Source organism: Altererythrobacter xiamenensis, assembly GCF_900177715.1.
Taxonomy (GTDB): domain Bacteria; phylum Pseudomonadota; class Alphaproteobacteria; order Sphingomonadales; family Sphingomonadaceae; genus Erythrobacter; species Erythrobacter xiamenensis.
The window spans coordinates 641,218-664,091 of record NZ_FXWG01000001.1 but is presented as its reverse complement, the minus strand read 5'-3'; the positions used below and the strand labels follow the sequence as shown (position 1 = coordinate 664,091).

The 22,874-nt window shown below is 61.9% G+C and carries 13 protein-coding genes; 5 read left to right on the top strand and 8 right to left on the bottom strand.

What is annotated here, in order from left to right:
• Window positions 1-25: 25 nt before the first annotated feature.
• Window positions 26-1,522 (top strand): Asp-tRNA(Asn)/Glu-tRNA(Gln) amidotransferase subunit GatB, encoded by a 1,497-nt coding sequence (gene gatB, locus CCE89_RS03310; RefSeq protein WP_086436980.1) that lies wholly within the window; start codon window positions 26-28, stop codon window positions 1,520-1,522.
• A gap of 10 nt (window positions 1,523-1,532) precedes the next feature.
• On the top strand, window positions 1,533-1,988 hold the full coding sequence (locus CCE89_RS03305; RefSeq protein WP_086436582.1) for a tRNA (cytidine(34)-2'-O)-methyltransferase: 456 nt from the start codon (window positions 1,533-1,535) through the stop codon (window positions 1,986-1,988).
• Window positions 1,989-2,050: 62 nt separating this feature from the next.
• On the opposite strand, the gene CCE89_RS03300 is transcribed toward CCE89_RS03305, so the two are convergent.
• The 3 genes from CCE89_RS03300 to CCE89_RS03290 all read right to left on the bottom strand — a co-directional run bounded on the left by CCE89_RS03300 (window position 2,051) and on the right by CCE89_RS03290 (window position 7,565).
• Window positions 2,051-2,356, bottom strand: a complete 306-nt coding sequence (locus CCE89_RS03300; protein WP_086436581.1) for a hypothetical protein — start codon at window positions 2,354-2,356, stop codon at window positions 2,051-2,053.
• A 63-nt stretch (window positions 2,357-2,419) separates the two neighbouring features.
• Window positions 2,420-5,299 carry a M16 family metallopeptidase gene (locus tag CCE89_RS03295; protein ID WP_086436580.1) on the bottom strand — a complete coding sequence of 960 codons (2,880 nt, stop codon included), beginning with the start codon at window positions 5,297-5,299 and terminating at the stop codon, window positions 2,420-2,422.
• A 43-nt stretch (window positions 5,300-5,342) separates the two neighbouring features.
• Window positions 5,343-7,565: an acylase gene (locus CCE89_RS03290; RefSeq protein ID WP_086436579.1), complete on the bottom strand. Its 2,223-nt coding sequence runs from the start codon at window positions 7,563-7,565 to the stop codon at window positions 5,343-5,345.
• Window positions 7,566-7,712: 147 nt separating this feature from the next.
• Here CCE89_RS03290 and CCE89_RS03285 point away from each other — a divergent pair, with 147 nt between their 5' ends.
• Window positions 7,713-9,161 (top strand): ATP-binding protein, encoded by a 1,449-nt coding sequence (locus CCE89_RS03285; RefSeq protein WP_086436979.1) that lies wholly within the window; start codon window positions 7,713-7,715, stop codon window positions 9,159-9,161.
• Between the two features lie 146 nt (window positions 9,162-9,307).
• Window positions 9,308-11,884: an ATP-dependent chaperone ClpB gene (gene clpB, locus CCE89_RS03280; protein ID WP_086436578.1), complete on the top strand. Its 2,577-nt coding sequence runs from the start codon at window positions 9,308-9,310 to the stop codon at window positions 11,882-11,884.
• A gap of 133 nt (window positions 11,885-12,017) precedes the next feature.
• Here the strand turns inward: clpB and CCE89_RS03275 are convergent, their stop codons facing one another.
• Together CCE89_RS03275 and CCE89_RS03270 are read right to left on the bottom strand one after the other, a co-directional pair.
• Window positions 12,018-15,188, bottom strand: coding sequence for a TonB-dependent receptor domain-containing protein (locus CCE89_RS03275; protein ID WP_086436577.1), 3,171 nt, complete (start codon window positions 15,186-15,188; stop codon window positions 12,018-12,020).
• Window positions 15,189-15,529: 341 nt separating this feature from the next.
• Complete coding sequence (locus CCE89_RS03270) at window positions 15,530-16,045, bottom strand: hypothetical protein (RefSeq protein WP_086436576.1); 516 nt, start codon at window positions 16,043-16,045, stop codon at window positions 15,530-15,532.
• Window positions 16,046-16,269: 224 nt separating this feature from the next.
• Between CCE89_RS03270 and CCE89_RS03265 the strand changes: the two genes are divergently transcribed.
• Window positions 16,270-19,248, top strand: coding sequence for a TonB-dependent receptor domain-containing protein (locus tag CCE89_RS03265; protein WP_086436978.1), 2,979 nt, complete (start codon window positions 16,270-16,272; stop codon window positions 19,246-19,248).
• 238 nt (window positions 19,249-19,486) lie between these two features.
• On the opposite strand, the gene CCE89_RS03260 is transcribed toward CCE89_RS03265, so the two are convergent.
• From CCE89_RS03260 to CCE89_RS03250, 3 genes are read right to left on the bottom strand one after another with little or no spacing between them, the layout of a single operon-like run.
• On the bottom strand, window positions 19,487-20,395 hold the full coding sequence (locus CCE89_RS03260) for a class I SAM-dependent methyltransferase (RefSeq protein ID WP_086436575.1): 909 nt from the start codon (window positions 20,393-20,395) through the stop codon (window positions 19,487-19,489).
• Window positions 20,396-20,401: 6 nt separating this feature from the next.
• Window positions 20,402-22,084, bottom strand: a complete 1,683-nt coding sequence (locus CCE89_RS03255; RefSeq protein WP_234989915.1) for a tetratricopeptide repeat protein — start codon at window positions 22,082-22,084, stop codon at window positions 20,402-20,404.
• On the bottom strand, window positions 22,081-22,824 hold the full coding sequence (locus CCE89_RS03250) for a 2OG-Fe(II) oxygenase (RefSeq protein WP_086436574.1): 744 nt from the start codon (window positions 22,822-22,824) through the stop codon (window positions 22,081-22,083). Before CCE89_RS03250 ends, CCE89_RS03255 begins: the two co-directional genes overlap by 4 nt.
• Window positions 22,825-22,874 lie beyond the last annotated feature (50 nt).

Sequence of the window (22,874 nt, the reverse complement as noted above, 5' to 3'; positions counted from 1 at the left end):
GAGAACGAGAGATACGGCAGAAATCATGAGCACTTACCGCATCCAGGGCGCAACGGGCGAATGGGAGGTCGTGATCGGCCTCGAGGTCCATGCGCAGGTCACCTCGCACGCCAAGCTGTTTTCGGGCGCTTCCACCGCTTTCGGTGCGGAGCCCAATTGCAATGTCAGCCTCGTCGATGCGGCGATGCCGGGCATGCTGCCGGTCCCGAACCGCGAGTGCATCCGCCAGGCCGTGCGCACGGGCATGGCAATCGAGGCGCAGATCAACAAGTACTCGCGCTTCGACCGCAAGAACTACTTCTACGCCGACCTCCCGCAGGGCTACCAGATTTCGCAGCTCTATCACCCGATCGTGGGTGAGGGCGCGTTGACCATCGACGCCGATGAGAAGGCTGGCCTGCCCGAAGACAAGGTGATCGGGATCGAGCGCATCCATGTCGAGCAGGACGCGGGCAAGCTGATGCACGATCAGCATCCGACCATGTCCTATGTCGATCTCAACCGCTGCGGTGTCGCGCTAATGGAAATCGTCAGCCGCCCCGACATGCGCTCGCCCGCCGAGGCCGGTGCCTATGTGCGCAAGCTGCGCACCATCCTGCGCTATGTCGGCAGCTGTGACGGCAATATGGAAGAAGGCTCGATGCGCGCCGACGTCAACGTCAGTGTGCGCCGCCCGGGCGAGGAGTTCGGCACGCGCACCGAGACCAAAAACGTCAACTCCGTGCGCTTCGTCATGCAGGTGATCGAGCATGAGGCGAAACGCCAGGTCGACCTCATCGAAAGCGGCGGCACGGTCGTGCAGGAAACGCGCCTGTTCGATCCGAACGCCGGCACGACGCGCTCGATGCGGTCGAAGGAAGACGCGCACGACTATCGCTACTTCCCCGATCCCGACCTGCTGCCGTTGGAGCTGGACGACAGCTTCCTCGAAGAATGCCGCGCCTCGCTTCCCGAACTGCCCGATGCCAAGCGCACGCGCTATGTCGGGGAACTGGGCCTGTCGGAATACAATGCGCGCGAACTGACCGCCGAGGTCGAGACCTTCGCCCGCTTCGAAACGTTGCTCGCCGCCACGGCCAGCGCGATCGGCAAACCGGAGAAGGACATCGCGACGCAGGTCGCCAACTGGTCGCTCTCCGTCGCGCCGGGCGTGATGAACGCAGTCAGTGACGAAGGCGATGTCTCCAACGCCACTGCCGAGGCCCAGGCGAAGATACTCAAGATGCAGGCCGCAGGCGAGATCAGCGGCGGGCAGGCCAAGGAAATCTTCGAGATCGTGCTCAAGACGGGCCGCGATCCCGAAGAGATCGCCGATGCCGAGGGGCTGAAGCAGGTCAGCGATACTGGCGCGATCGAGGAAGCGATCGACGCGATCATCGCTGCGAACGAAGACAAGGTCGCCGAGTATCGCGGCGGCAAGGACAAGCTGTTCGGCTTCTTCGTCGGCCAGACGATGAAGGCGATGCAGGGCAAGGCCAATCCGGCAGTGGTCAACCAGATACTGAAGGACAAGCTGGGCTGATTCGCCCGCAATGACCTCCATCGTCCTCGTCCACCCCGAGATACCCGGCAACACCGGAGCGGTGGGGCGCACCTGCGTCGCGCTCGACATGGAGCTGGTGCTGATCCACCCGCTCGGCTTCGCGATCGACGACAAGCGGGTAAAACGCTCCGGCCTCGACTACTGGCCGCACATCCGGCTGGTCGAGTTCGCAAACTGGGATGCCTTCATCGCCGAGCGCAGCCCCCGCCAAGACCAGATGTTCCTGTTCGAGGAATATGCGCCGCGCACTTTCTACGAGCCTGACTATCCGGCGGACGCCTACCTCGTGTTCGGACGCGAGACCAAGGGGCTTCCGCCCGAGATAGTCGAGCCGCACCGCGACCAGATGGTGAGCCTGCCGATGCGCTCTGACAAAGTGCGCTCATTGAACCTAGCGAACACGGTCGCGGCGGCGGCCTATCAGGCGGTGCGCAAACACGTCTGACGCAAAGCAAAAGGCCGCCGGATCGCTCCGGCGGCCCTTCATCTGTTCGGTTGATCGGCTTATCAGCCCTGGCGTTCGCCGGTCAGCGGCATCGCGCCGAACGCGCCTGCATTGACATTACCCGTCAGCTGGTCGCCGGCGACCGTCGCTTCGCAATCGAGCGTCATCGGCATCGGCACCGTCATGTTCATCTTCCAGGTCAGCGTGTTGCCGTCGATCTTGCCGTCTTCGACGTCCATCGAACCCATGCCGCCAGCCATCGAGCCGGTGAAGGTGTTGCCGTCATCGCCAGGGACCACGGTGAAGGTGCCCTTCTGATCGCCCATCGGGCTCTTGACGACGGTATCGTAGGTTCCGGCTACTGACATAATACTCTCCTTGGTTGGTATGCGCCGCTTGTCGGCACTGCTTACATTATTGTCAACAGGCGCTCATTCCGAGAGTTCCCGCACTTCGATCGGCAGGTCGAGCGTTTCGAGCTGCGCATCGATTTCGCTGCGGTCTCCGACCACCACGATGGTGAGATTGTCGGGGCCGAGATAGCGCGCGGCGGCGGCATCGATCGCCGCTGTGTCGATCGCGCGGTAGGTTGCAGGCAGATTGGTATAGTAATCATCCGGCCGGCCGAGCTGGTCGTTTTCGACGATGGCGCGCAGCACCTGCGAGTTGGTTTCGAAGCGGTTGGGAAGCCCGCGAATGTTGCCGTCGGTGACGCGGGTGAACTCCGTCTCGTCGACAGAACGCGTGCCATCTGCAAACTCGCGCGCGGTATCGAGGATCAGCCGGATCGAATCCGCCGTACGGTCGGACTGGACTGCGGTGCTGATGGTGAACAGGCGCGGGCCAGCGGGCGCATCCACGCTGCTGCGGGCGCCATAACTCCAGCCCTTCTCCTCACGGATGATCATGTTGAGACGGCTGAGGAAGCCATTGCCGAGCACTTCATTGGCAAGTTCGAGCGCTTCCAGCCCCGGTGTCGGACCGTTGAGCGGCAGCACGCGTCCGGCATAGATCACCGACTGCGGCGAATTGGGCCGGTCGATCACGACGACACGAGTGGTTGCGTCGGGCAGCGCTGTGTCGAGCGATTTGACCGGTGCCGCGCCTGCGCCCGCCTGCCAATTGCCGAACGCCGCTTCCAGCTGCTGCCTGAGCGCGGGCATGGTAATATCGCCGACCGCGAAGATCTCGGCATTGTCAGGGCGGATCCAGCGCTGATGCTCGCTGCGGAGCGCCGCTGGCCCGATCGCCTCGACCACTGGCACGGTGCCGAGGCTGCCGACCGTGCCATAGGGGTGATCCTCACCGAAGATGATCGGGCGAAGAGTGCGGCCCGCGAGGCCACCGGGCGAGGAAAGCTGCTGCGCGATCTCGGCAAGACGCTGGTCCCGCACGCGCTGAACTTCCCCTTCCGCAAAGGCCGGGTTGCGGACGATATCCGCCATCAGCGCCAGCGATGGCGCGAGATTGGAGGTCAGCGTGTTCATCGTGACAGAGCTCGTGTCGAGCGAGGTTCCCGTTCCGATCGAGGCACCGAGGCGCTCCTGCTCTTCGGCGATCTCGACCGCGCTGCGGCTGGTGGTGCCTTCTTCGAGAAGGTCCATCATCAGCGACTGCGTGCCCGCGCGCTCCGACCCGTCAGCCGAATAGCCAGCGTCGAACTGCATCGAGACGACGAGCTTGGGCACGGCGGTGCGGCGGGCGAGGGTGACGGAAATGCCGTTAGAGAGCGTCGCGCGCTCCACTGTGGGAAAGGTCAGCGGGCCGACGTCTTCCGGCTCGGGCAGATCGCGCGGCGGGCCGGTACGGGTGATTTCGATCGGCTCCTTTGCATCGGGCTGTGGCGCGGGGACCGTGCCCTCATCGCCCCAGCCGCCCATGTCGGCGCCGCTTTCGACGCGCTCTCCCGGAACGATCGCAAGCTTGTAGACCGGACGCGAGAGCCAACGTTCCATCGCCGCGGAAACCTGTGCGGGCGACAACGCCGCGACCTGCGTCAGCGCTTGCTTGTAGAATGCCGGATCGTCCGAATAGAGCAGCCCTTCGGCAAGCGTCGAACCCTTGCCGCCGAAGCCGCCGACCCGCTCGAGCCCGTCGATCTGGCTTGAGACGAGACTGGTCGAAGCCCGTGCCACTTCGGCCTCTGTCGGGCCTTCGGCGACCATCTGCGCGATGACTTCATCGAGTCGCTTTTCGGCCGCTGCGCGGTCCACGCCGGGCTTGATATCCATCTGCGCGATGAGGATCGCGACGTCTTCCGACTGCCAGTTATAAGCGCTGACCGAAGTGGCCAGCTGTTCGTCGCGCACCAGCACATTATCGAGCCGCGAACTCGCCAGCCCACCGAGCACGCTCATGCCGATATCGAGCGGCACGGCATCGGGATGGTTGAGTCCGGGCCCGGTCCAGGCGCGGTAGACGCGCGTCTGCGGGACCTGGTCGATCAGCTCGCGGGTCTTGTCGGAAGCGAGAGTGACCGGATCGGCCTTGACCTCTTCCACTTCGGGGCCGCCCGGTATGTCGCCGAACCAGCGTTCGACCATCGGGCGCGCGGTTGCCGCATCGATGTCTCCCGTCAATGAGAGGACGACGTTGTTGGGCGCGTAGTTCTTGATGAACCAGTTGCGCACATCGGTGAGGCTAGCCGCATCGAGATCGGCCATCGAACCGATGGTCGAGTGGCGATAGGGGTGGCCGACCGGAAACAGGCCTTCGAGCAGTGTATAGAAGGTGAGGCCATAGGGCTGGTTGTCGCCCTGCCGCTTCTCGTTCTGGACGACGCCGCGCTGCTTATCGAGCTTCTCCTGGCTGATTGCGCCCAGCAGATAGCCCATCCGGTCGCTTTCCATCATGAGCGCGAGGTCGAGCGCGCCGGTCGGGACAGTCTCGACATAATTGGTGCGGTCGAAATTGGTCGAGCCATTGGTGGAGGTCGATCCTGCCGCCTCCAGCGGAATGTCGAAATTCTCGACGTTCTCGCTGCCGCCGAACATCAGGTGCTCGAACAGGTGGGCAAAGCCGGTGCGGCCGCGCGGTTCGTGCTTCGAACCGACGCGATAGTAAGTCGTCACCCCGACGATCGGTGCCTTGCGGTCGGTGTGGACGATGACGGTGAGGCCGTTGTCGAGCGTGAAGCTCTCATAGGGAATATCGACCTTGTCGACGAGCGCGGAGAGGCCTGTCGCATCCGCCGCCTCTTCTGTCGCTATCTCCGTTGCCGGCGCGGTGGTGACGAGCGGCGCATCGCCCATACTGGTGCAGGCCGATACGACGAGGGCGATGGCACTGGTCGCCACGAGATGAAGCTTCATGCAGATACTCCGGGGTTTGTCTCTGATCGGATGGGTAGGCTGTTCAGCGCGCGTTCGTCACCACTTTCCGGCTCTTGGCATTGGCGAGCACATCTTCGCGCCAGAAATAGACCGGTTTCAGCTTGTGCTCGACGAACAGCTTCATCTGGTCGGTGTAATGCGGGCTGTCGGGGCGGGTGGTGGCCGCACCGAATGGCTGGATCGATTGCGAGCGCACGCGCTCCCCGGGAAGCCACTCGACCCACTGGATGAAGCTGTCGCCATGGACGAGGCTCAGGCGTCCGTCCTCGTCGATGTTCCAGGTGGTGGAGGCGCGCAGCGTGTCCGAGCCGCCATCCAGCGGCAGGTCGACCTCGCCCTGGCGCAGCCGCAGCAGGTTCGACATCGGCGGATCGATCCGTCCGAAGTGCTCCCTCAGGTGGGCTGTATGCTCGGCCAGGCTTGCGCGAATGTCGGGCGTCTCGAGCTTGTTCTGGTATTCGGCCGACATGAACTCCTTGATCATCAGCAGCGCCAGCGCATCGGCCGGCCCCTTGTTGTCGGCAGTGAAATCCCAGCCCAGCAGCAGGTCGCGCGCTTCTGAAAGCGCTTCGTCATCCGAGACGTCGAGCGCTTCGAGTCCGTCCCACAGGTCTGCAACATAGCCTTCGCGGGCATAGGCGGTGTCGTACTTGATCCGCCGCAGGTTCTCGCGGTCGATCACCTCGGTCTGGCTCAGCAGCTTCCAGGCGCGGCGCGAACGGTTGGTCTGCTTGAGCTCGATCCCGAGTTCCGGCGCGAAGTCTTCGGGGTCGAGATCATCGGCAGCACCGGCAGCCGTGTAAGGCTCGTTATTCGAATTGTAGAGCCAGCCCGAGGACGGATTCACCAGCTTGGGAATCTCCGCATATTCGACCGCGCCGTTCCAGATCAGGTCGCTGCGGTTGCCCGGGAGGATTCCGCGCCAGTTGACACGTTCGCCATCAACCTCGGCCGGGCGGTCGGGGATAGCCGCGTTGTAGACATAGGCGATGTTGCCCGCCTTGTCGGCATAGATGAAGTTCGTGCTCGGCACATCCATGCGCGCCAGCTGCGTCTGCCATTCCTCCAGCGTGCTCGCCTTGTTGAGCCGGTAATAGGCGTCGAGCTGGCCCAAATTGTCGATTCCGCCGTAACGGATCGCGAAATAGCCCTGGTCGTTCTTGATCACCGGGCCGTGGACACTGCGATAGACCGTCCGCCGGATGGGCAGGGTGATCGGGCCAAGCCTGACCGGCAGGGTGACCTCCTTCACCTCGAGATCGCGCCACTCGCCATCGAGCATGTAGCGCTCGTCCGTGTCGTCCATCTCGAGCTTGTAGACATCGACCATGTCGGGGCGGTTGACGGTGTTCGTCCAGCCAAGGTCGCGGTTGTGGCCGAGGAAGGGGAAGGGCGATCCGGGGAAGTTTGCGCCGGCATAATGCCAGCCTTCTTCGCTCTCGACCACCAGCTCGTACCACGCGACCTGACCGCGCAGGGGCTGATGCGAATTGGAGACGAGGACGGTCGGGCCACCCGATTTTTCGGGCGCGACGGCAAAGGCGTTCGAGCCGGCCAGCTCCGCATCCTTGCCCAAAGGCGAATAGGCCACTTCCTCGGTTTCATCGGAGCTTTCGGCGATCACGTCACCGTTCGCATTGCGCGGGAAGCCGGGAATGTCGGGGCCGAACTCGCGGCGGAGCGGTTTGCCCTCGACCAGCGGCTGGATGACATTGTTGAGGCCGAAGAAGAACGGCTGGCGCAGCGCAAAACCGGCGGCAATGTCGGTCCCGTCGAGCGGGAACAGGCGGTCGAGCTTGATCTCTCCGGGATGCTCTTCGGCATATTGGTTGAGACCTGCGGCATAGGCTTCGAACAAAGCGCGGGTATCGGCGGGCAGGCTTGGATAGTGACGCTCGGCGGTGCCGCGGGCGTCAAGCAGGTGATAGACATAGTCGATCGCCGCGCCGTCCTGCCCCGCGATCGCGCCATAGCGTCCGCGCGCCATAGCTGCGACATCCTGCAAGGTGGAGAAATCGTCCTCCGAATGCGCGATCGCAACGCCATAGGCGACGTCGGCATCACTTTCGCCGTAGATATGCGGGACGCCGTAATCGTCGCGAATGATCTCTGCGGTATAGCTGCGCGCCGTGTCCGGGGCCTGCCCCTCGCGTGCGAAGAATGGCTCCCAGGTCGCCAGTGCGATGAACGCGCCCACCACGAGAACAAGCAGCGCAAACCCGATGCGCCCCAACCACTTTGTCATTCGAAACTCTCCTCTTGGGCGCAGGAGTTAGCTGGCGTTTCGACCGCATGCAAACGGGCTTTTTCAAATGGATGGATGCAAGCGGATTGGGCAAAACCTTCGCCTGCCTCTTTCGTTAACGGCATCCGGCTCGCTAGCCATGTGACTGTGACAGCCAGCATCACCATCGGCCATGATTCGACCGGCAAACCGGTCGAGTTCGATATCGAGGAGCTTCTCGCGACCCGTCTGCTCGTCCAGGGCAATTCGGGCAGCGGCAAGTCACACCTCTTGCGCCGCTTGCTCGAAGAGAGCGCCAAGATGGTCCAGCAGGTGGTAATCGATCCGGAGGGCGACTTTACCTCGCTTGCCGAACCGTTCGGCCATGTGGTGATCGACGGTGCCGCCTATTCGCCGCCCGAGATCGAGGGCCTCGCCCGCCGCATCCGCGAGCACCGCGCCTCTGTCGTGCTGGCGCTGGAGGGGCTTGAGGTCGAGCAACAGATCCGCTGCGCTGCCCAGTTCATCAACGCGCTGTTCGATGCCCCGCGCGAGCATTGGTATCCCGCGCTCGTCGTGGTCGACGAGGCGCAGATGTTCGCGCCGTCCGTCGCAGGCGAGATCGCCGAGGATACGCGCCGGATGACGCTCTCGGCGATGACCAACCTGATGTGCCGCGGGCGCAAGCGCGGGCTGGCCGGGATCGTCGCGACGCAGCGGCTGGCGAAACTGGCGAAGAACGTCGCAGCGGAAGCTTCGAACTTCCTGATGGGGCGCACCTTTCTCGATATCGACATGGTGCGCGCGGCCGACCTGCTCGGCATGGAGCGCCGCCAGGCCGAGCGTATCCGTGAGCTGGAGCGCGGCAATTTCCTCGCGCTCGGCCCTGCGATCACGCGTCTGCCTGTGGCGGTGAAGATCGGTCCGGTAAAGTCGGGGCTGAAGGCGCGCGCCGAAGGGTTGATGGCACTTCCCGAAACCGCGCCCGCCGACATGGAGGCGCTGCTGACCGGCGGTCTCGCCGAAGAAGTCGCGCAAGCCGCGCCGCCGCCGCCCGCTCCGCCAAGGCCGCGCGTGGAAGAGGTGGAGCAGAGCATCGCCACTGCGGAGGAACGCCAGGTGGAAGCGCCCGCCGAACCCGTCGATCATTCGGAGGTCACGGAGCGGATCGACGCGATCATCGTGGGTCTCGCGGCAGAAGAGGGCGCGGCGTTCCAGTCCGCCAGCGCGCAGTATCAGACCTTCCTTACCCGCTGCCGCCGCGAACGGATCATCGGCCCGATGCCCGACATTGGATCCTTCCGCCGCCGCTTCGCCGAAGCCGCCAACGGACTGGGCGAACTGGACGAGGAAACGCGGGCGCGGATCATCGCGCTGTCCGCGCAGGTCGAGGACGATCTGCTCGGGCCGTTCTTCGTGATCGCCAAGACCGCCCATGCGGGCGAAACGACCCTCGACGAGGAGGCATTGGCGCGCGCCTATGGCACCAGCTCGCCCGGTCGCATCCGCCGTCTGCTCGGCCATCTCGAGCGGCAGGGGTTGGTCGTCGTGCGCGAGGAGTTCGGCGGCGGACGGACGGTTATGGTCCCTGGCCTTGAGGGTATCGCAGCCGAATAAATTTCGGCCAGTTTGATCCAGACCCTCGCAAGTTTGCGAGCCACCCCTATATCCGAGTAACACACCTCGAATATTTCTCGGGGTCAGGGCTTGTGTTGCCAAAATGCAACACCATATCGAGTGGGTAATTCAATGAGGGAATTCCGATGAATCTCGAAAAATTCACCGATCGCGCCAAGGGTTTCCTGCAGAGCGCGCAAACCGTTGCCATCCGCATGAACCACCAGCGGATTACGCCGCTCCACCTGCTCAAGGCACTGCTCGAAGACGAGGAAGGCATGGCCGCGGGCCTGATCCAGCGCGCAGGCGGCACGCCGATGCTCGCGGTCGATGCGGTCGATCAGGAGCTTGCCAAGATCCCCGCCGTTTCCGGCGGCGGCGCGCAGGCGACCCCGGGTCTCGACAATGATGCCGTGCGCATACTCGATCAGGCCGAACAGATGGCGGAGAAGGCGGGCGACAGCTACGTGCCGGTCGAACGTATCCTCACCGCGCTTGCCGCATCGTCGGGCAAGGCAGGAGAGGCGCTCAAAGCTGCAAGCATCACGCCGCAATCGCTGAACGCCGCGATCAACGAACTGCGCGGCGGCCGCACGGCGGACACTGCCAGTGCCGAGAATGCCTATGACGCGATGAAGAAGTTCGCGCGCGACCTGACCGAGGCGGCGCGCGAGGGCAAGCTCGACCCTGTCATCGGCCGCGACGAGGAAATCCGTCGCACGATCCAGATCCTCGCCCGGCGGACCAAGAACAACCCGGCCCTGATCGGCGAACCCGGCACGGGTAAGACCGCGATCGCCGAAGGGCTTGCGCTGCGCATCGCCAATGGCGACGTGCCCGACAGCCTCAAGGGCCGCACCCTCATGTCACTCGACATGGGGGCGCTGATCGCTGGCGCGAAGTATCGCGGCGAGTTCGAGGAGCGGCTCAAGTCCGTGCTCGACGAGGTAAAGGGCTCGGACGGGCAGATCATCCTGTTCATTGACGAGATGCACACGCTGATCGGCGCCGGTGCGTCCGAAGGCAGCATGGATGCCTCCAACCTGCTCAAACCTGCGCTGAGCCGCGGCGAGCTGCACTGTATCGGTGCAACCACGCTCGACGAGTACCAGAAGTACGTCGAGAAAGACCCCGCATTGCAGCGGCGCTTCCAGCCGGTCTTCATCGAAGAACCGAGTGTGGAAGACACGATCAGCATCCTGCGCGGCATCAAGGAAAAATACGAGCTGCACCACGGTGTGAACATCACCGACAACGCACTCGTCGCCGCCGCGCAGCTTTCGAACCGCTACATCCAGAACCGCTTCCTGCCGGACAAGGCGATCGACCTCATGGACGAGGCCGCCAGCAGGATCCGCATGGAAGTCGAATCGAAGCCCGAGGAAATCGAGAGCCTCGATCGCCGGATCATCCAGCTCAAGATCGAGGAATCCGCGCTCAGCAAGGAATCGGACGATGCCTCGAAGGATCGCCTTCAGGCCCTGCGCAAGGAACTGGCCGAGCTCGAACAGCAGTCTTCCGAACTGACGACGCGCTGGCAGAACGAGCGTGACAAGATCCACGCCGAAAGCCGCATCAAGGAAGATCTGGACGCAGCACGGCTCGAACTGGAGCAGGCTCAACGCGAAGGCGATCTCGCCAAGGCGGGAGAGCTTTCTTACGGCAAGATTCCCGAGCTCGAAAAACAACTCGAGGCGGCTCGCGCGCAGTCCGAAAACGCGCTGCTGCGCGAGGAAGTGACCGAAGAGGATATCGCCTCTGTCGTCAGCCGCTGGACCGGTATCCCGATCGACAAGATGCTCGAAGGTGAGCGTGAGAAGCTGCTGCAGATGGAGGAGATTCTCGGAAAGCGGGTGATCGGCCAGTCACAGGCGATCGAAGCCGTGTCGAAGGCGGTGCGCCGTGCGCGTGCCGGCCTGCAGGACCCGAACCGTCCGCTCGGCAGCTTCCTCTTCCTCGGCCCGACGGGCGTCGGCAAGACCGAGCTGACCAAGGCGCTCGCCGCGTTCCTGTTCGACGACGACCAGGCGATGGTCCGCATCGACATGTCGGAGTTCATGGAGAAGCACGCGGTCGCCCGCCTGATCGGCGCGCCTCCGGGCTATGTCGGCTATGAGGAAGGCGGCGTCCTGACCGAAGCCGTGCGGCGCAGGCCCTATCAGGTCGTGCTGTTCGACGAGGTCGAGAAGGCGCATGGGGACGTATTCAACGTGCTGCTGCAGGTGCTCGACGACGGGCGCCTGACCGATGGGCAGGGGAGGGTGGTCGACTTCTCGAACACGCTGATCATCCTGACTTCGAACCTCGGCAGCCAGTATCTCAGCCAGATGACCGACGATCAGAAGGTCGAAGATGTCGAGCCGCAGGTGATGGACGTGGTGCGCGGACATTTCCGCCCCGAGTTCCTCAACCGCCTGGACGAAATCATCCTGTTCCACCGCCTTGGGCAAGAGCACATGGCCCCGATCGTCGAGATCCAGGTCGGGCGCGTGCAAAAGCTGCTCAAGGATCGAAAGATCACGCTTGACCTCAGCGATGCAGCGCTGCGCTGGCTTGGCCGGGTGGGTTACGATCCGGTCTATGGCGCACGGCCCTTGAAGCGCGCTGTCCAGCGCTACGTGCAGGATCCGCTCGCCGAGATGATTTTGGAGGGCGAGGTACCCGACGGCAGCACGGTGCAAATCGAAGAGGGCGATGGCGAGCTCAAGATGACCGTCGCCTGAGTCGTAAAGTCCGTCGGGCGTTCCCGCGGAGCGCCGGTTATCAGAGCGAGCACCCAACGAAAAAGGGCCCCGGTTTCCCGGGGCCCTTTCTTTTTGGTCTTTCGAGAGGAGCGAAGCCCCCCGAACCCGACATTTACATGTCGATCGAGAAACCAGCGTAGAAGTAACGTCCGAAGATTTCCCACGGATCGCCGCCACCGGTACCAAGCTCGCCGAACGGCGGCTTGTTGTCGGTGAAGTTGTCGACGCCGACATAGAAGTCGAAGTCTTCGGCTGCCGTGAAGGTCAGACGCAGGTTGTGGTAGATCTCGGAACCGAACTTCGGATCTTCGTACTGGTCGGCGTTGGCCGGATCGAGGATCGTAAGTTCGCCCGGGGTACAGGTACCGCCGGAGAAGCCCACGACGCCCGAGGTCGGGCAGATGCCGCGATACGAATTGGCGTTCTCATATGCGCTCTTGTACATCGCAGAGAGGTAACGAGCCGAGTAACCGACTTCGAAATTACCGAAGTCGTACGCCAGGTTGACCGAAGCCGCCCAATCCGGGTCACCCTTTTCGCTCTTGACGCGGTTCGGGTTGTTCGGAGCAGTCGGATCCTCAAAGAAGTCGAGCTTGATGAGGTGCGTTGCGATTGCACGGAACGTCAGACGATCGCCGTTGTCGAACGTACGACGGTACTGCAGATCGATATCGACACCTTCGGTTTCGCGCGAAGCGAAGTTGATGCCGCCCGAAATAACCGCCTGGTTGGGATCGAACAGACCAGTTCCCGTACGATTGACCGTCGCACAGTACTGATTGTTCAGGCCCGAGGGCGAGCTATAGCAGTTGTTGATGATCGTCTGTGCACCGAGAACCGCGATCTGATCTTCGATCTCGATGTTGTAGTAGTCAGCGGTCAGGCTGAGCCCCGGAATGAAGCTCGGCTCGATCACGACACCGATGGTCAGCGACTTGCCCTTTTCCTCGGTGAGAGTGGGGTTACCACCCGAGAGGAAAGAGGTCGACGAGGTCCGAGCCGTACAGTTGGTGTAAGGATCACCCAGAGCAACCGGGAACGACGTGCCGGCGCAAGCAGCGACAAGCGCGGCATCCGCAGTAGTCGGAACTCCGGCAGCAGCACAGTTGGCTGCACGGTTCGGGTTGTTGTTGATCGCACCGGTCTGCTGGTCACACGGGTCGGCAATGAACGCGAAGTTCTGCGAACCGGGCGAGAACAGGTCGCTTTGCGTCGGTGCACGGACCGAAGTCGCGTAGCCGGCGCGGAAGCGAATGTCCGGGATCGGAGCGTAGCTACCGTTGATGTTGTACGCGTAAACCGTACCCGTTGCCGTGTTGTAGTCAGAGACGCGGCCTGCGGCACTGACGGTCAACTCATGCGCGAACGGCAGGTCGGCAAGGATCGGAATCCGAACTTCGCCGAAAGCTTCCTTGACGGTCAGCTTGGGTGGATTGAACGGCTGGATCGCATTGAGGAAGGTACCGCCGCTTGCGACGAGTTCGTCCCATTCGCTGTAAGCGGTTTCTTCGCGATACTCAGCGCCCAGAGCGAAGCCGACGGGGCCACCCGGCAGTTCGAAGAGCTGCGAAAGGTCACCAGCGACCGTTGCCAGAGCGACGAACTGCTCTGCCTCTTCCATACGACGACCGGTCGTGTTGATGTAGGCGAGTGCTTCCTGGCTCGGTGCACCGAACCCGAACAGGTTGATCGGAACACAGGCGGGATCATCGTTCGTCGGATCCGCATCGGTATTGATGCGGCAGGCCGGGTTTCCGCTTGCATCCAGCACTGCATCTGCAGCGAGGTTGAAGCCAGCCGGGTTGCCATCAAGGTCAAACGACACGAGGTTGTTGAGCGACCGCAGATCGGTTTCGAGACGGCCGTAGTTGAGCGACAGCTCGTAGTTCCAGTCCGTGTTGAACGTACCTTCGATACCAGCGACAATGCGATAGGTGTCGCGATCCTGCAACTCGCCACGGCCGCCGAAGTCGACGTTGAAGCGGGTCAGCGGAATGGTCTGGGTGTTGGTACGTCCTGCCGAACACAGGCCGAAGCTCTGCAGCGTCGCCAGTGCGCTGTTGTTCAGGAACGCGTTGTCGCAGAACAGCGGATTGCCGCCCACGAAGGTTGGCCCACCGACGAAGAAGCTCGGCTGACCTTCCTGGATGGCTTCGACGTGAACGTATTTCGCTTCGACGAACGGGCGGAACGCTTCACTGACTTCGAAGCTGGCAAGCAGGTTCGCGGTATAGCGCTCAAGACCTGCAGCGAGCTGACCGGTGTTGCGAAGGGTCGAACCTTCCGTACCGATGTCGTTGCCCGAGAACGGAAGAACCTGGTCGGGAACATCGACGAACAGAGTCCCGTCGCTTGCGAAGCGCAGATACTGGCCGCCACCGAGGCCGCCGACCGTGCCGCCGTCGGAAATGAAGCCGTTGCGGACACCGCAGACCGGCTCAAGGTCGGTGATGCCGTCGGTGCCGAAGGGCCCTTCGTCTGCCTGGCTGTCGCTGACAACGTTGTACTGGCAGCGACCGCTGTAGGCGCCGGTCAGACCATCGCGCTCACGGAAATAGAGCGGATCGGACTTCGCGTATTCACCCGAAACGGCAATGTTGCCGCGACCGTCACCGAAGTTCTTGCCGTAGGTTGCCGACAGGAAGCGTGTCGCACGATCGCCGCGCGAGGAGATGCCGGCCTGACCGCGAACGGCAAGACCGTCGAAATCGCGACGCAGGATGAAGTTCACGACACCGGCGACAGCGTCCGAACCGTAAATTGCGGAGTTACCGCCGGTCACGACGTCGACGCGCTCGAGCAGGTCAACAGGAATGGTGTTGACGTCGACGATGTAGTCGCCCGGCAGCGCGGTTACGTGGCGCCTGCCGTTCACGAGGACCAGCGTACGGCTGGTGCCGAGGCCGCGAAGGTCGAGCAGGTTAAGGCCTGCCGTACCGATGAAGCGGGTGGAGTTACCCTGGCTGAAAGTGCTGCGCAGCGAAGGAAGGTCGTTAAGAGCATCACCGAGCGAGATATCGCCCTGTGCGGTAAGCTCTTCAGCGGTGACCGCGGTCAGCGGAACCGGCGAATCGAGGTTCGGACGCGCGATGCGCGAGCCCGACACGATGATCATCGCGGGTTCGGTTGGCGATTCGACGCCATCTTCTTCTGCGGCGACCTCGACCGTCTCATCCTCATCCTGCGCGAGTGCAGGTGTAGAGAGGGCCATGGCTGCAATTCCGGCGCTTGCAAAAAGCGCCGCGCGACCACCCAGCCTGGTGGCGTTGTGAGTTTTCGTCATTTCAGTCCCCTTTGTGGTCCGGAAACTACCGGCACCTTTCGCTCTAAAAGCAATCTCGAAGCCGCCAAGCAAGTCGCTCGCTCAGTTTTACGCCCCTTCGCAGGAATTGAACTTCAGGGCGTTACCCAAATGCAACAAATGTGTAATCTTCGACCAATCTGCAGGCGAACGGGGCTGCAGATATTTCGTCGCAAACGTTTTTCGGTCTGATCGGTTGCCTCGATTCGCTGAGCGATCGTGGTCTTGCGGAAGAGTTGGAGTTGGTGGGTGCGCGCGTCATCATCTCTTGATGGACGGCTGTTGCTCACTGCCAAGCGAACACCCGACGGACCTGCCCGGCCTTATTGGATCCGTGTTCCTTTTACACCTATCTGCCCATTAATCCGGACAAAATAGGAGCCTAGCGCCGCTTTCTTGAACTCCACATCATCGCCAACTTTCGGCGGACGCAATCGCGAAGGAACACCACTTAACTGCCACACGCTTCCTTCTTCGATGGTCAAGATGTAACCGCGGCGGATGCTCCGCACCCCGGTGATAGTGGACTGAAGAAGTTTCATCTCTTCCCCGTCCCCGCCGAGGAACCCAATCTTCGGCATGGTGAAACCGAACAGTCCGCGACGGGTTTGCTCCACTTCTTCTTTCTTGACGACCTGAACCTCACCCGCCTCGCTGGCGGCAACCATGCCGCCGACTGCGGCGTCGAAACAGGCCAGACGTGCGCCGTCGTCCGAGATTATCTGGCATCGCTGCAACTCTTCCAGATGATCGGGATCGGCGGCGCTATCCTGCGCGGTTGCGTTAGCCGGGAATGCGAATGCCAGCGAAGCGGCGGCGCAGGTCGTGAAGCGTTTCATTTCCGAGTCCTTACGAGGGATTTGCTGAGGTTCTGCTCGCATAAACAGGCAGCCCGGCCAACTGTAACAGGAATGCCACACTCGCCGAGATACGGCGTTTTGCAGCCCGCCATACGTTGCAGTCGTAACCATCGTTGGCCTAGACGCGCATCATTCGGGTCAAAGCCCGGAGTTTATGAATTCGCATGTGCGCTGTGATGGCGCTCACTTTTAAGGGGATTGGAATGTCCACTCGATTTAACAAGGCTTCGCTGCTGGCGGGGACGGTAATGGCCGGTGCCATGATCGCCACGCCTGTTTACGCGCAAGACGAAGATAACGAGCCCGCGCTGCAGGCTGAACCTGATGATGCTGAACTTGGTCAGACCATCGTCGTAACCGGTTCGCGTATCGCGCGTCGCAACGTTGAAACCGCAGCGCCGATCGCTGTCGTCACCGACGAAGAGTTCACCCTATCGGGTGCGGTCAACGTCGAAAACGTCGTCAACACGCTGCCGCAGGTCGTTCCGGGTACGACTTCGTTCTCGAACAACCCGGGTAACGGTACTGCTACGCTGAACCTTCGCGGTCTCGGCACCAACCGTAACCTTGTTCTTGTCAACGGCCGCCGCTGGATGTTCTATGATGTCAGCCAGGTGGTCGACCTCAACACCATCCCTAACTTCCTGATCGACACTGTCGACGTTGTGACGGGTGGTGCTTCGGCTGTTTACGGTTCGGACGCTATGGCCGGTGTCGTCAACTTCCGTCTTCGTCAAGTCGACGGCGTCGAACTGGGCGGCCAGTACGCAATCACCGATCGCGGTGACGGCGAAAGCTACCAGATCCACGGTGCTATCGGCACGTCTTTCGATGATGGTCGCGGTAGCGCGACCGTATTCGCCGAATACTACAACCGTTCGTCTGTTTTCCAGGGTGATCGCGCCTTCTCGAACGTGGCAGTCGGCGCAGAAACCTTCGGCGACGATCTTCAGGCGTTCGGTTCTTCGACCGTTCCCTATGGTCGTGTGAACACCCCGGGCACGGTTGCGATCGACGAAGACGGCAACACCGCTCCGCTCGCTGCTGGTCTTACGATCGACGATGCCATCTTCCCGACGGCAAGCGTTGCTCAGGCTCGCAACGGCGAAACCTACAACTATGCTCCGGTCAACTACCTGCAGCTTCCGCAGGAACGTTACCTGATGGGTGGTTATGCTGATTACGAATTCAGCGATGGCCACAGCTTCTACACCGAAGTCGCCTATGTGAATAACCGCGTGGCTCAGGAGCTTGCTGCTACCCCGGTAACCGGCACGTTCAACGTCGATCTGGCTACCATTCAGCCGTTCGTCGATGCCGCTACCTTCGCCGAGTTCCAGCAGCTCGACGCGAACGAAGCAGCTGCAAGTGCTCTGCGCGTTGCAAACGGTCTTGCGCCTCTCGCAGCCGCAGAACTGGGCGTGGTCAGCACGTTCATTCAGCGCCGCGTGATCGAAACCGGCCGTCGTAACTCGCTCGACGAACGTAACGCATTCCGCGTGCTCGGCGGCGTGACGGGGCCGATCAACGATTACATGCAGTACGATGCGCACTACTTCTATGCGCGCACCCGCAATGCCAACATCCAGGCCGGTAACGTGTCGCGTTCGGCCTTCCAGGCTGGACTCGACGGTACCGGCACCCCGATCAATGTCTTTGGTCCGGGCACGCTGACGCCAGAGATGGTGGATGCCATCACGATCCAGGCCCAGAATGGTGACATTTCGACTCTCGAAGTCGCTAATGCCACGATTTCCGGCACGTTTGGCGACTTTGCCGTTACCGAAACCTCCAGCCCCATCGGTTTTGCTATCGGTGCGGAATATCGCGGTGTCGCTGCGCAATTCATTCCTGACACTGCTTTGTCTTCGGGTGACGTGATCGGCTTCAACGCTGGTGATCCGACCGAAGGCTCCTACAATGTGAAGGACGTCTTCGCCGAATTGAACATTCCAATCGATTTCGGTGGGATGTCGCTCGAACTGGACGGTAAGGCTCGCTACTCCGACTACTCGCTCGACACGGTCGGCGGTGTCTGGGCCTATGCCGGCGGCGTCAAGTTCCAGCCTGTTCCGGACATCACCCTGCGTGGCCAGTATCAGCGCGCTGTTCGTGCACCGAACATCGCTGAACTGTTCCAGGGAAGCGCTATCGGCTTCCCCGGTGCGACCGACCCGTGTTCGACTGCAGCAGCAGGCACGAATGCGACATTGAACGCCCTTTGTGCAGCGAACGGCGTTCCGACTGGCGCAATTGGCAATCCCGACCTGCAGATCAATGCCCAGATCCCGGCATTGTTCGGTGGTAACCCGAACCTTTCGGAAGAAACTTCGGACAGTTGGACTGTTGGTGTCGTTCTTCAGCCGAGCTTCATTCCGGGGCTGACGATCACGGCTGACTACTTCGATATCACCGTGGACAATGCGATCAGCACGGTCTCGCTGCAGCGTCAGTTCGATCTCTGCTTCAATCAGGTCCAGGATCTGGGTTCGAGCTTCTGTGCACCGTTCATCGGTACTCGTGACGAAACCACTGGTTCGTTCACCACAGCGAATCCGCCGTTCCTTGGCTCGCAGAACATTGCGACGTTCAGCACGACCGGTGTCGACCTTGAAGTCAACTACAGCTCGAACGTACCGTTCTCGCTGCTGACGGATCAGGGTGACTCGCGTATCAACTTCAGCTTCCTGGGAACCTACACGGACTCCTTCGAAGTTCAGGAAGATCCGCTTGCAACTCCGTATGATTGCGCTGGCCGCTTCGGTCTGACTTGTGGCGAGCCGCAGGCGAAGTACAAGTGGACGAGCCGTCTGAGCTGGATCGACGGTCCGCTGACGACGTCGCTCCGCTGGCGTCACCTCAGCTCGATCAAGGATGACGAGTCGGTTCTGACCATCGAAGAATGGGAAAGCTTCAACGGTATCGGCAAGATCGACTCCTATGACCTGTTCGACCTGTCGTTCTCGTTTGCAGTGACCGAAAACTTCGAACTCGGCCTCGGCGTCAACAACCTCCTGGACAAGCTGCCGGGGACCCCGACGTTCGACGCGGATGGTCTTTATGTGACCAACCGTCCGAACTCGCTGCTCCTTGGTGACAACCAGGAACAGGCCAACACCTATCCGAGCACTTACGACGTGCTTGGTCGCCGCTACTTCGCTTCGGCTTCGTTCAAGTTCTAAGAACGCAGTCCTGCGAAACAGCAGACAAGGGGGCGGTGGACTTCGGTCCGCCGCCCTTTTGCTTTGTCAGAAGCCTATTCTGTACCGCAGAGGGACTGTCGATCGCGCGGTTTTGCGAAACCGTCCCTCAAGCCCTACCTGATCCGGCTGGCCACGGGGCAGGAGCGCCTTCTGCGAACGTAATTTCTTCGATGCGGCATAGCGTGAAGAGCGGCTTGTGCCGCCACGCTGGGGTTCGTCAGCTCAGCCGATAGGTCCGGAAGTCCGCGAAACGTGTTGCGCGGCCCTTTTCCAGAACCGGCTCGATTCCGGTGGGCTCGAAGCCCGCGGCCTCGATTGCTGCCGTGAACCGTTCCTCATCAGCCGTGGTGGCGCAGGCTGCCTCAAGCGAGGCGATCCGGCCGAGCTCGTTGCGGGCATGGAAAACCATCGTATCGATCAGTCGGGCGACATTCGCAGGATGATCGTGTCTGCTCATCGCCAGCGTCTGGCGCAAAGCTTCGGCAATTTCCCAGGCGGCCGATTGCGGCCCATGTAGTCGGGCGCCTTCTTCGGGTGCCTGCTGTATTGCTGTCGGGATCGTGAAGATACCGCGCCCGCGAAGCTGAAGACTTTTCCGCGCGATGTCCGGTAAGTTCTTCTCGTCGATCGCCCAGCGGATCTGTTCGCGACGCTTGAGATTGTGGGCCAGGATCGGTCCATCCTGCCTGTGGGTCAGGATGGCCAGTGTACCGCCCTTGCCGAGGACCCGTGCCGCTTCCTCGGCGACCTTGGCTGTATCGCCATATTCGAAGCCGAATTGGCTCACCACGGCGTGAAAGCGGTCGTCCGGGAAGGGCAGTTCCTCCATCGGCACGCCAGCGCGTGTTTTTGTACCCTTGGGAGACGGTGGCAAAACAGGGGCGAGATCCACACCGGTCAACTTGAGGTCGCGACGCTCGCCGAGCATCCAGCGCATGACCAGACCATTTCCGGTCGCCAGATCAAGCACTCGCGCGTTTCTTGGCAATTGCTTCGCGAGGTCGACCCATCGGGCTTTCTGTGCAGCGTCGATTTGTTCGTAACCCGCTGCAGGCAGGCAGCCCTGTCCGCTAGACTTGCTTTGCGCCCAGAAATCGTTCCAGGATTTAGCGTGCTCTCCGGTCATGCGCCCCTAATCCTCCGGCACGACATCGAATGCAACCGTCATCCGCCGACCTGCGGCAAATGACCTCGTGCCATGATAGAGTGTGCTTGGAAAAAGGGTGAGGTGGCCAGGTTTTGGCGGGAGGACCGCCAGCGGTTCCAGATCCAACCGCAAATCGGGCGGGGGACGGCCGATCTCAAGCCAGCCAGCATGAGGCTCGCTTTCCTCTTCGCCTGAACGCTCGACATAGAGCGCAGAGGATACAACGCCCTGTGGGTGAATGTGCGAGGTGTGGTAGTCTCCGCCGCCGCTCAGCCGCACCGACCACGATCCCTCCAGGCGCCAAATCTCGTCTCGATGCCTCAATAGCGGGTGCTCGACTTCCTTCTCCGGTAGTTCGCTTTGGTATCGTTTCAGCGTTTCGAGGATAGCCCGGTGAAGGCGTCGCAGTTCGGGCTCGGTTCGCGCGAAGAGGCGCCCACGGGTCTGTGTGCCACCACGGAGCGATTGGCTGAGCGGCAGCGGGCTGTTGTCGTGCAGCCTGTGCAGAAGCGGGATGGCTGCCTCGAGAACACCTGCGTCGGCCTCGAGCGGAAGCTGGCGAAAGAGATTATCCTGCAGATGAAGCCAGTCGCCGCGCGGATTTCCCGTCAGTCTCCATACGATCCCCGTTAGCGCCCACGCCGCGATGTTCGATCGATCGCTTTCGATAGCGTTGTTCAAAAGGACCTCTGCGCGCTCGTATTCTCCGCGCCGGATACGATGGCGCGCTTCGTGAACCCGGCGATTGACGTCGCCAAGCGACACGTTTGCAAATATTGCCTCAGCTCTATCGTCGTCGCCTGCCGCACCTGCATGAATGGCCTCGAGGAGCGCAAAAAGCGGTTCGGACGGGAACTTGCGCCGTGCCTCCGCGGCGACCTCGGTCGCTTGCGCATCGTGGTCGAGCCCGCCCAAAAGGCCTATCCAGTCGAGCCAGATAGCAGGTGCGTCGGGCACACGCTCGACCGCATTGCGGTAGTGCTCGGTGAAGTCTTCCTCTCCCGCGCCGAGCTTCAATTGCGCGAGAAACTTCAATCCATCCGCCCAGCCGGGCGCCTGTTGCACCAACTGCTCGGCGATCGATCTTGCGCCTTGCACCTCTCCTTCGACGTCGAGCGCTTGCGCTTTCCCCAGCCACAAGTCCGGCTCGGTAGGATTGACTGCCAAGGCGTGATCGAAACGTGTGCGTGCATCGGGCTCAGCGCTTTCGATGGCTACTCTGGCTCGACCATGCAGCGCCCTGGCATTCTGGCGATCTGCCGAAAGCGACAGCTCGTACCACTTGCGGGCCTGATCCAGATTGTCCCGCTCGCGTTCGCATGCAGCCCTGACATTGCAATATTTCGGCAGTTTGCGACCAGCTTCTTCAATTGGAGTGAGGGCCGAGATGGCCTCTGCAGACCGGCCTAGGCGTTGCAGCGCGATGGCGTGGTTTATCGCGTATTCGGCGCTGCCCGGCTCAAGCTGCGCAGCCTGAGCAAACAGCCGCTCCGCCGCATTGAGGTCGCCCGCCCGCATTGCCAGGTTCCCCGCCGTGTTGGCGAGGGGCGGTTGTGCCGGATGAACCTCGAGCGTGCGCGAAAGCAGTTCCCGCGCGCTGGAAAGATCACCCTTCTGGGCCATGGCGCGGGCACTGTTGATTGCGTCCGAGACGTCCTTGGGGATCACCGGTCGCGCAGCCAGCCGGTGATGGCATAGCGTCCGACAGGTGCGAACGGCGCGACGAATGACACCGAGTGCGCCTGCGGCACCGCGAACAGGTTCAGCGCGTTGAAGCGTGGCCGGAACCCCTCGACGATGTCGCCCTCCTCGTCGAGGAACTGGAGATAGCCGCCCCAGTCGGGATGCCAGTCATCGACCGCGAAGTTCATGACATAGGCGACCTTCCAGCCTTCTGCGACGTGGCTGTCGATGTGGCGGCCGAGGAATTGTTGTTTGGCAAAGAGGGTGGCCTGCCCATCCGCCTTCACCAGATCGTCGAAACCGGTGATGTCGCGCGCCAACTGCAGAAACTCGGGTGCGTTGATGTATTCCAGCAGTAATTCATGCGGACTGTCGGGGGACCAGTTTTCCTGCACCGCCTGAAGAATAGGATATTGGGCGAAGCGAAAGGCGTAGTCACCGCGGGCCGCTGCATCCTGCGTCGCCTGACCGATGGCCTGTGCGCGTTGTTGACCGTCCGGCGACCGCATATCCTGTGGGAGGATTTGCTGCGGCCCTTCGAAACCTGAACCATCGGCCTGCATGGCAAGGCCCCAGGGCGTTGCCTGCGACAAGATCATGCGGATTTCCTCTGCCGTCTCGCGGGTCAGGAAATCGCGGACCTGCACGCGCGTATGTTCGGCAAAACGCCGGGCCAGCGCGGCCCTGTCCAGGTCTGGATTAATCTCGAAAAGCTTCTTCGTCATATTCGTGCAGACTTTATGCCGCGCGGCAATCTCAGGCAAGCGGCACGCCC

Coding starts and splice junctions, on each gene's coding strand:
- gatB (WP_086436980.1), top strand. CDS start 26: ATGAGCACTTACCGCATCCAGGGCGCAACGGGCGAATGGGAGGTCGTG.
- CCE89_RS03305 (WP_086436582.1), top strand. CDS start 1,533: ATGACCTCCATCGTCCTCGTCCACCCCGAGATACCCGGCAACACCGGA.
- CCE89_RS03300 (WP_086436581.1), bottom strand. CDS start 2,356: ATGTCAGTAGCCGGAACCTACGATACCGTCGTCAAGAGCCCGATGGGC.
- CCE89_RS03295 (WP_086436580.1), bottom strand. CDS start 5,299: ATGAAGCTTCATCTCGTGGCGACCAGTGCCATCGCCCTCGTCGTATCG.
- CCE89_RS03290 (WP_086436579.1), bottom strand. CDS start 7,565: ATGACAAAGTGGTTGGGGCGCATCGGGTTTGCGCTGCTTGTTCTCGTG.
- clpB (WP_086436578.1), top strand. CDS start 9,308: ATGAATCTCGAAAAATTCACCGATCGCGCCAAGGGTTTCCTGCAGAGC.
- CCE89_RS03275 (WP_086436577.1), bottom strand. CDS start 15,188: ATGACGAAAACTCACAACGCCACCAGGCTGGGTGGTCGCGCGGCGCTT.
- CCE89_RS03270 (WP_086436576.1), bottom strand. CDS start 16,045: ATGAAACGCTTCACGACCTGCGCCGCCGCTTCGCTGGCATTCGCATTC.
- CCE89_RS03265 (WP_086436978.1), top strand. CDS start 16,270: ATGTCCACTCGATTTAACAAGGCTTCGCTGCTGGCGGGGACGGTAATG.
- CCE89_RS03260 (WP_086436575.1), bottom strand. CDS start 20,395: ATGACCGGAGAGCACGCTAAATCCTGGAACGATTTCTGGGCGCAAAGC.
- CCE89_RS03250 (WP_086436574.1), bottom strand. CDS start 22,824: ATGACGAAGAAGCTTTTCGAGATTAATCCAGACCTGGACAGGGCCGCG.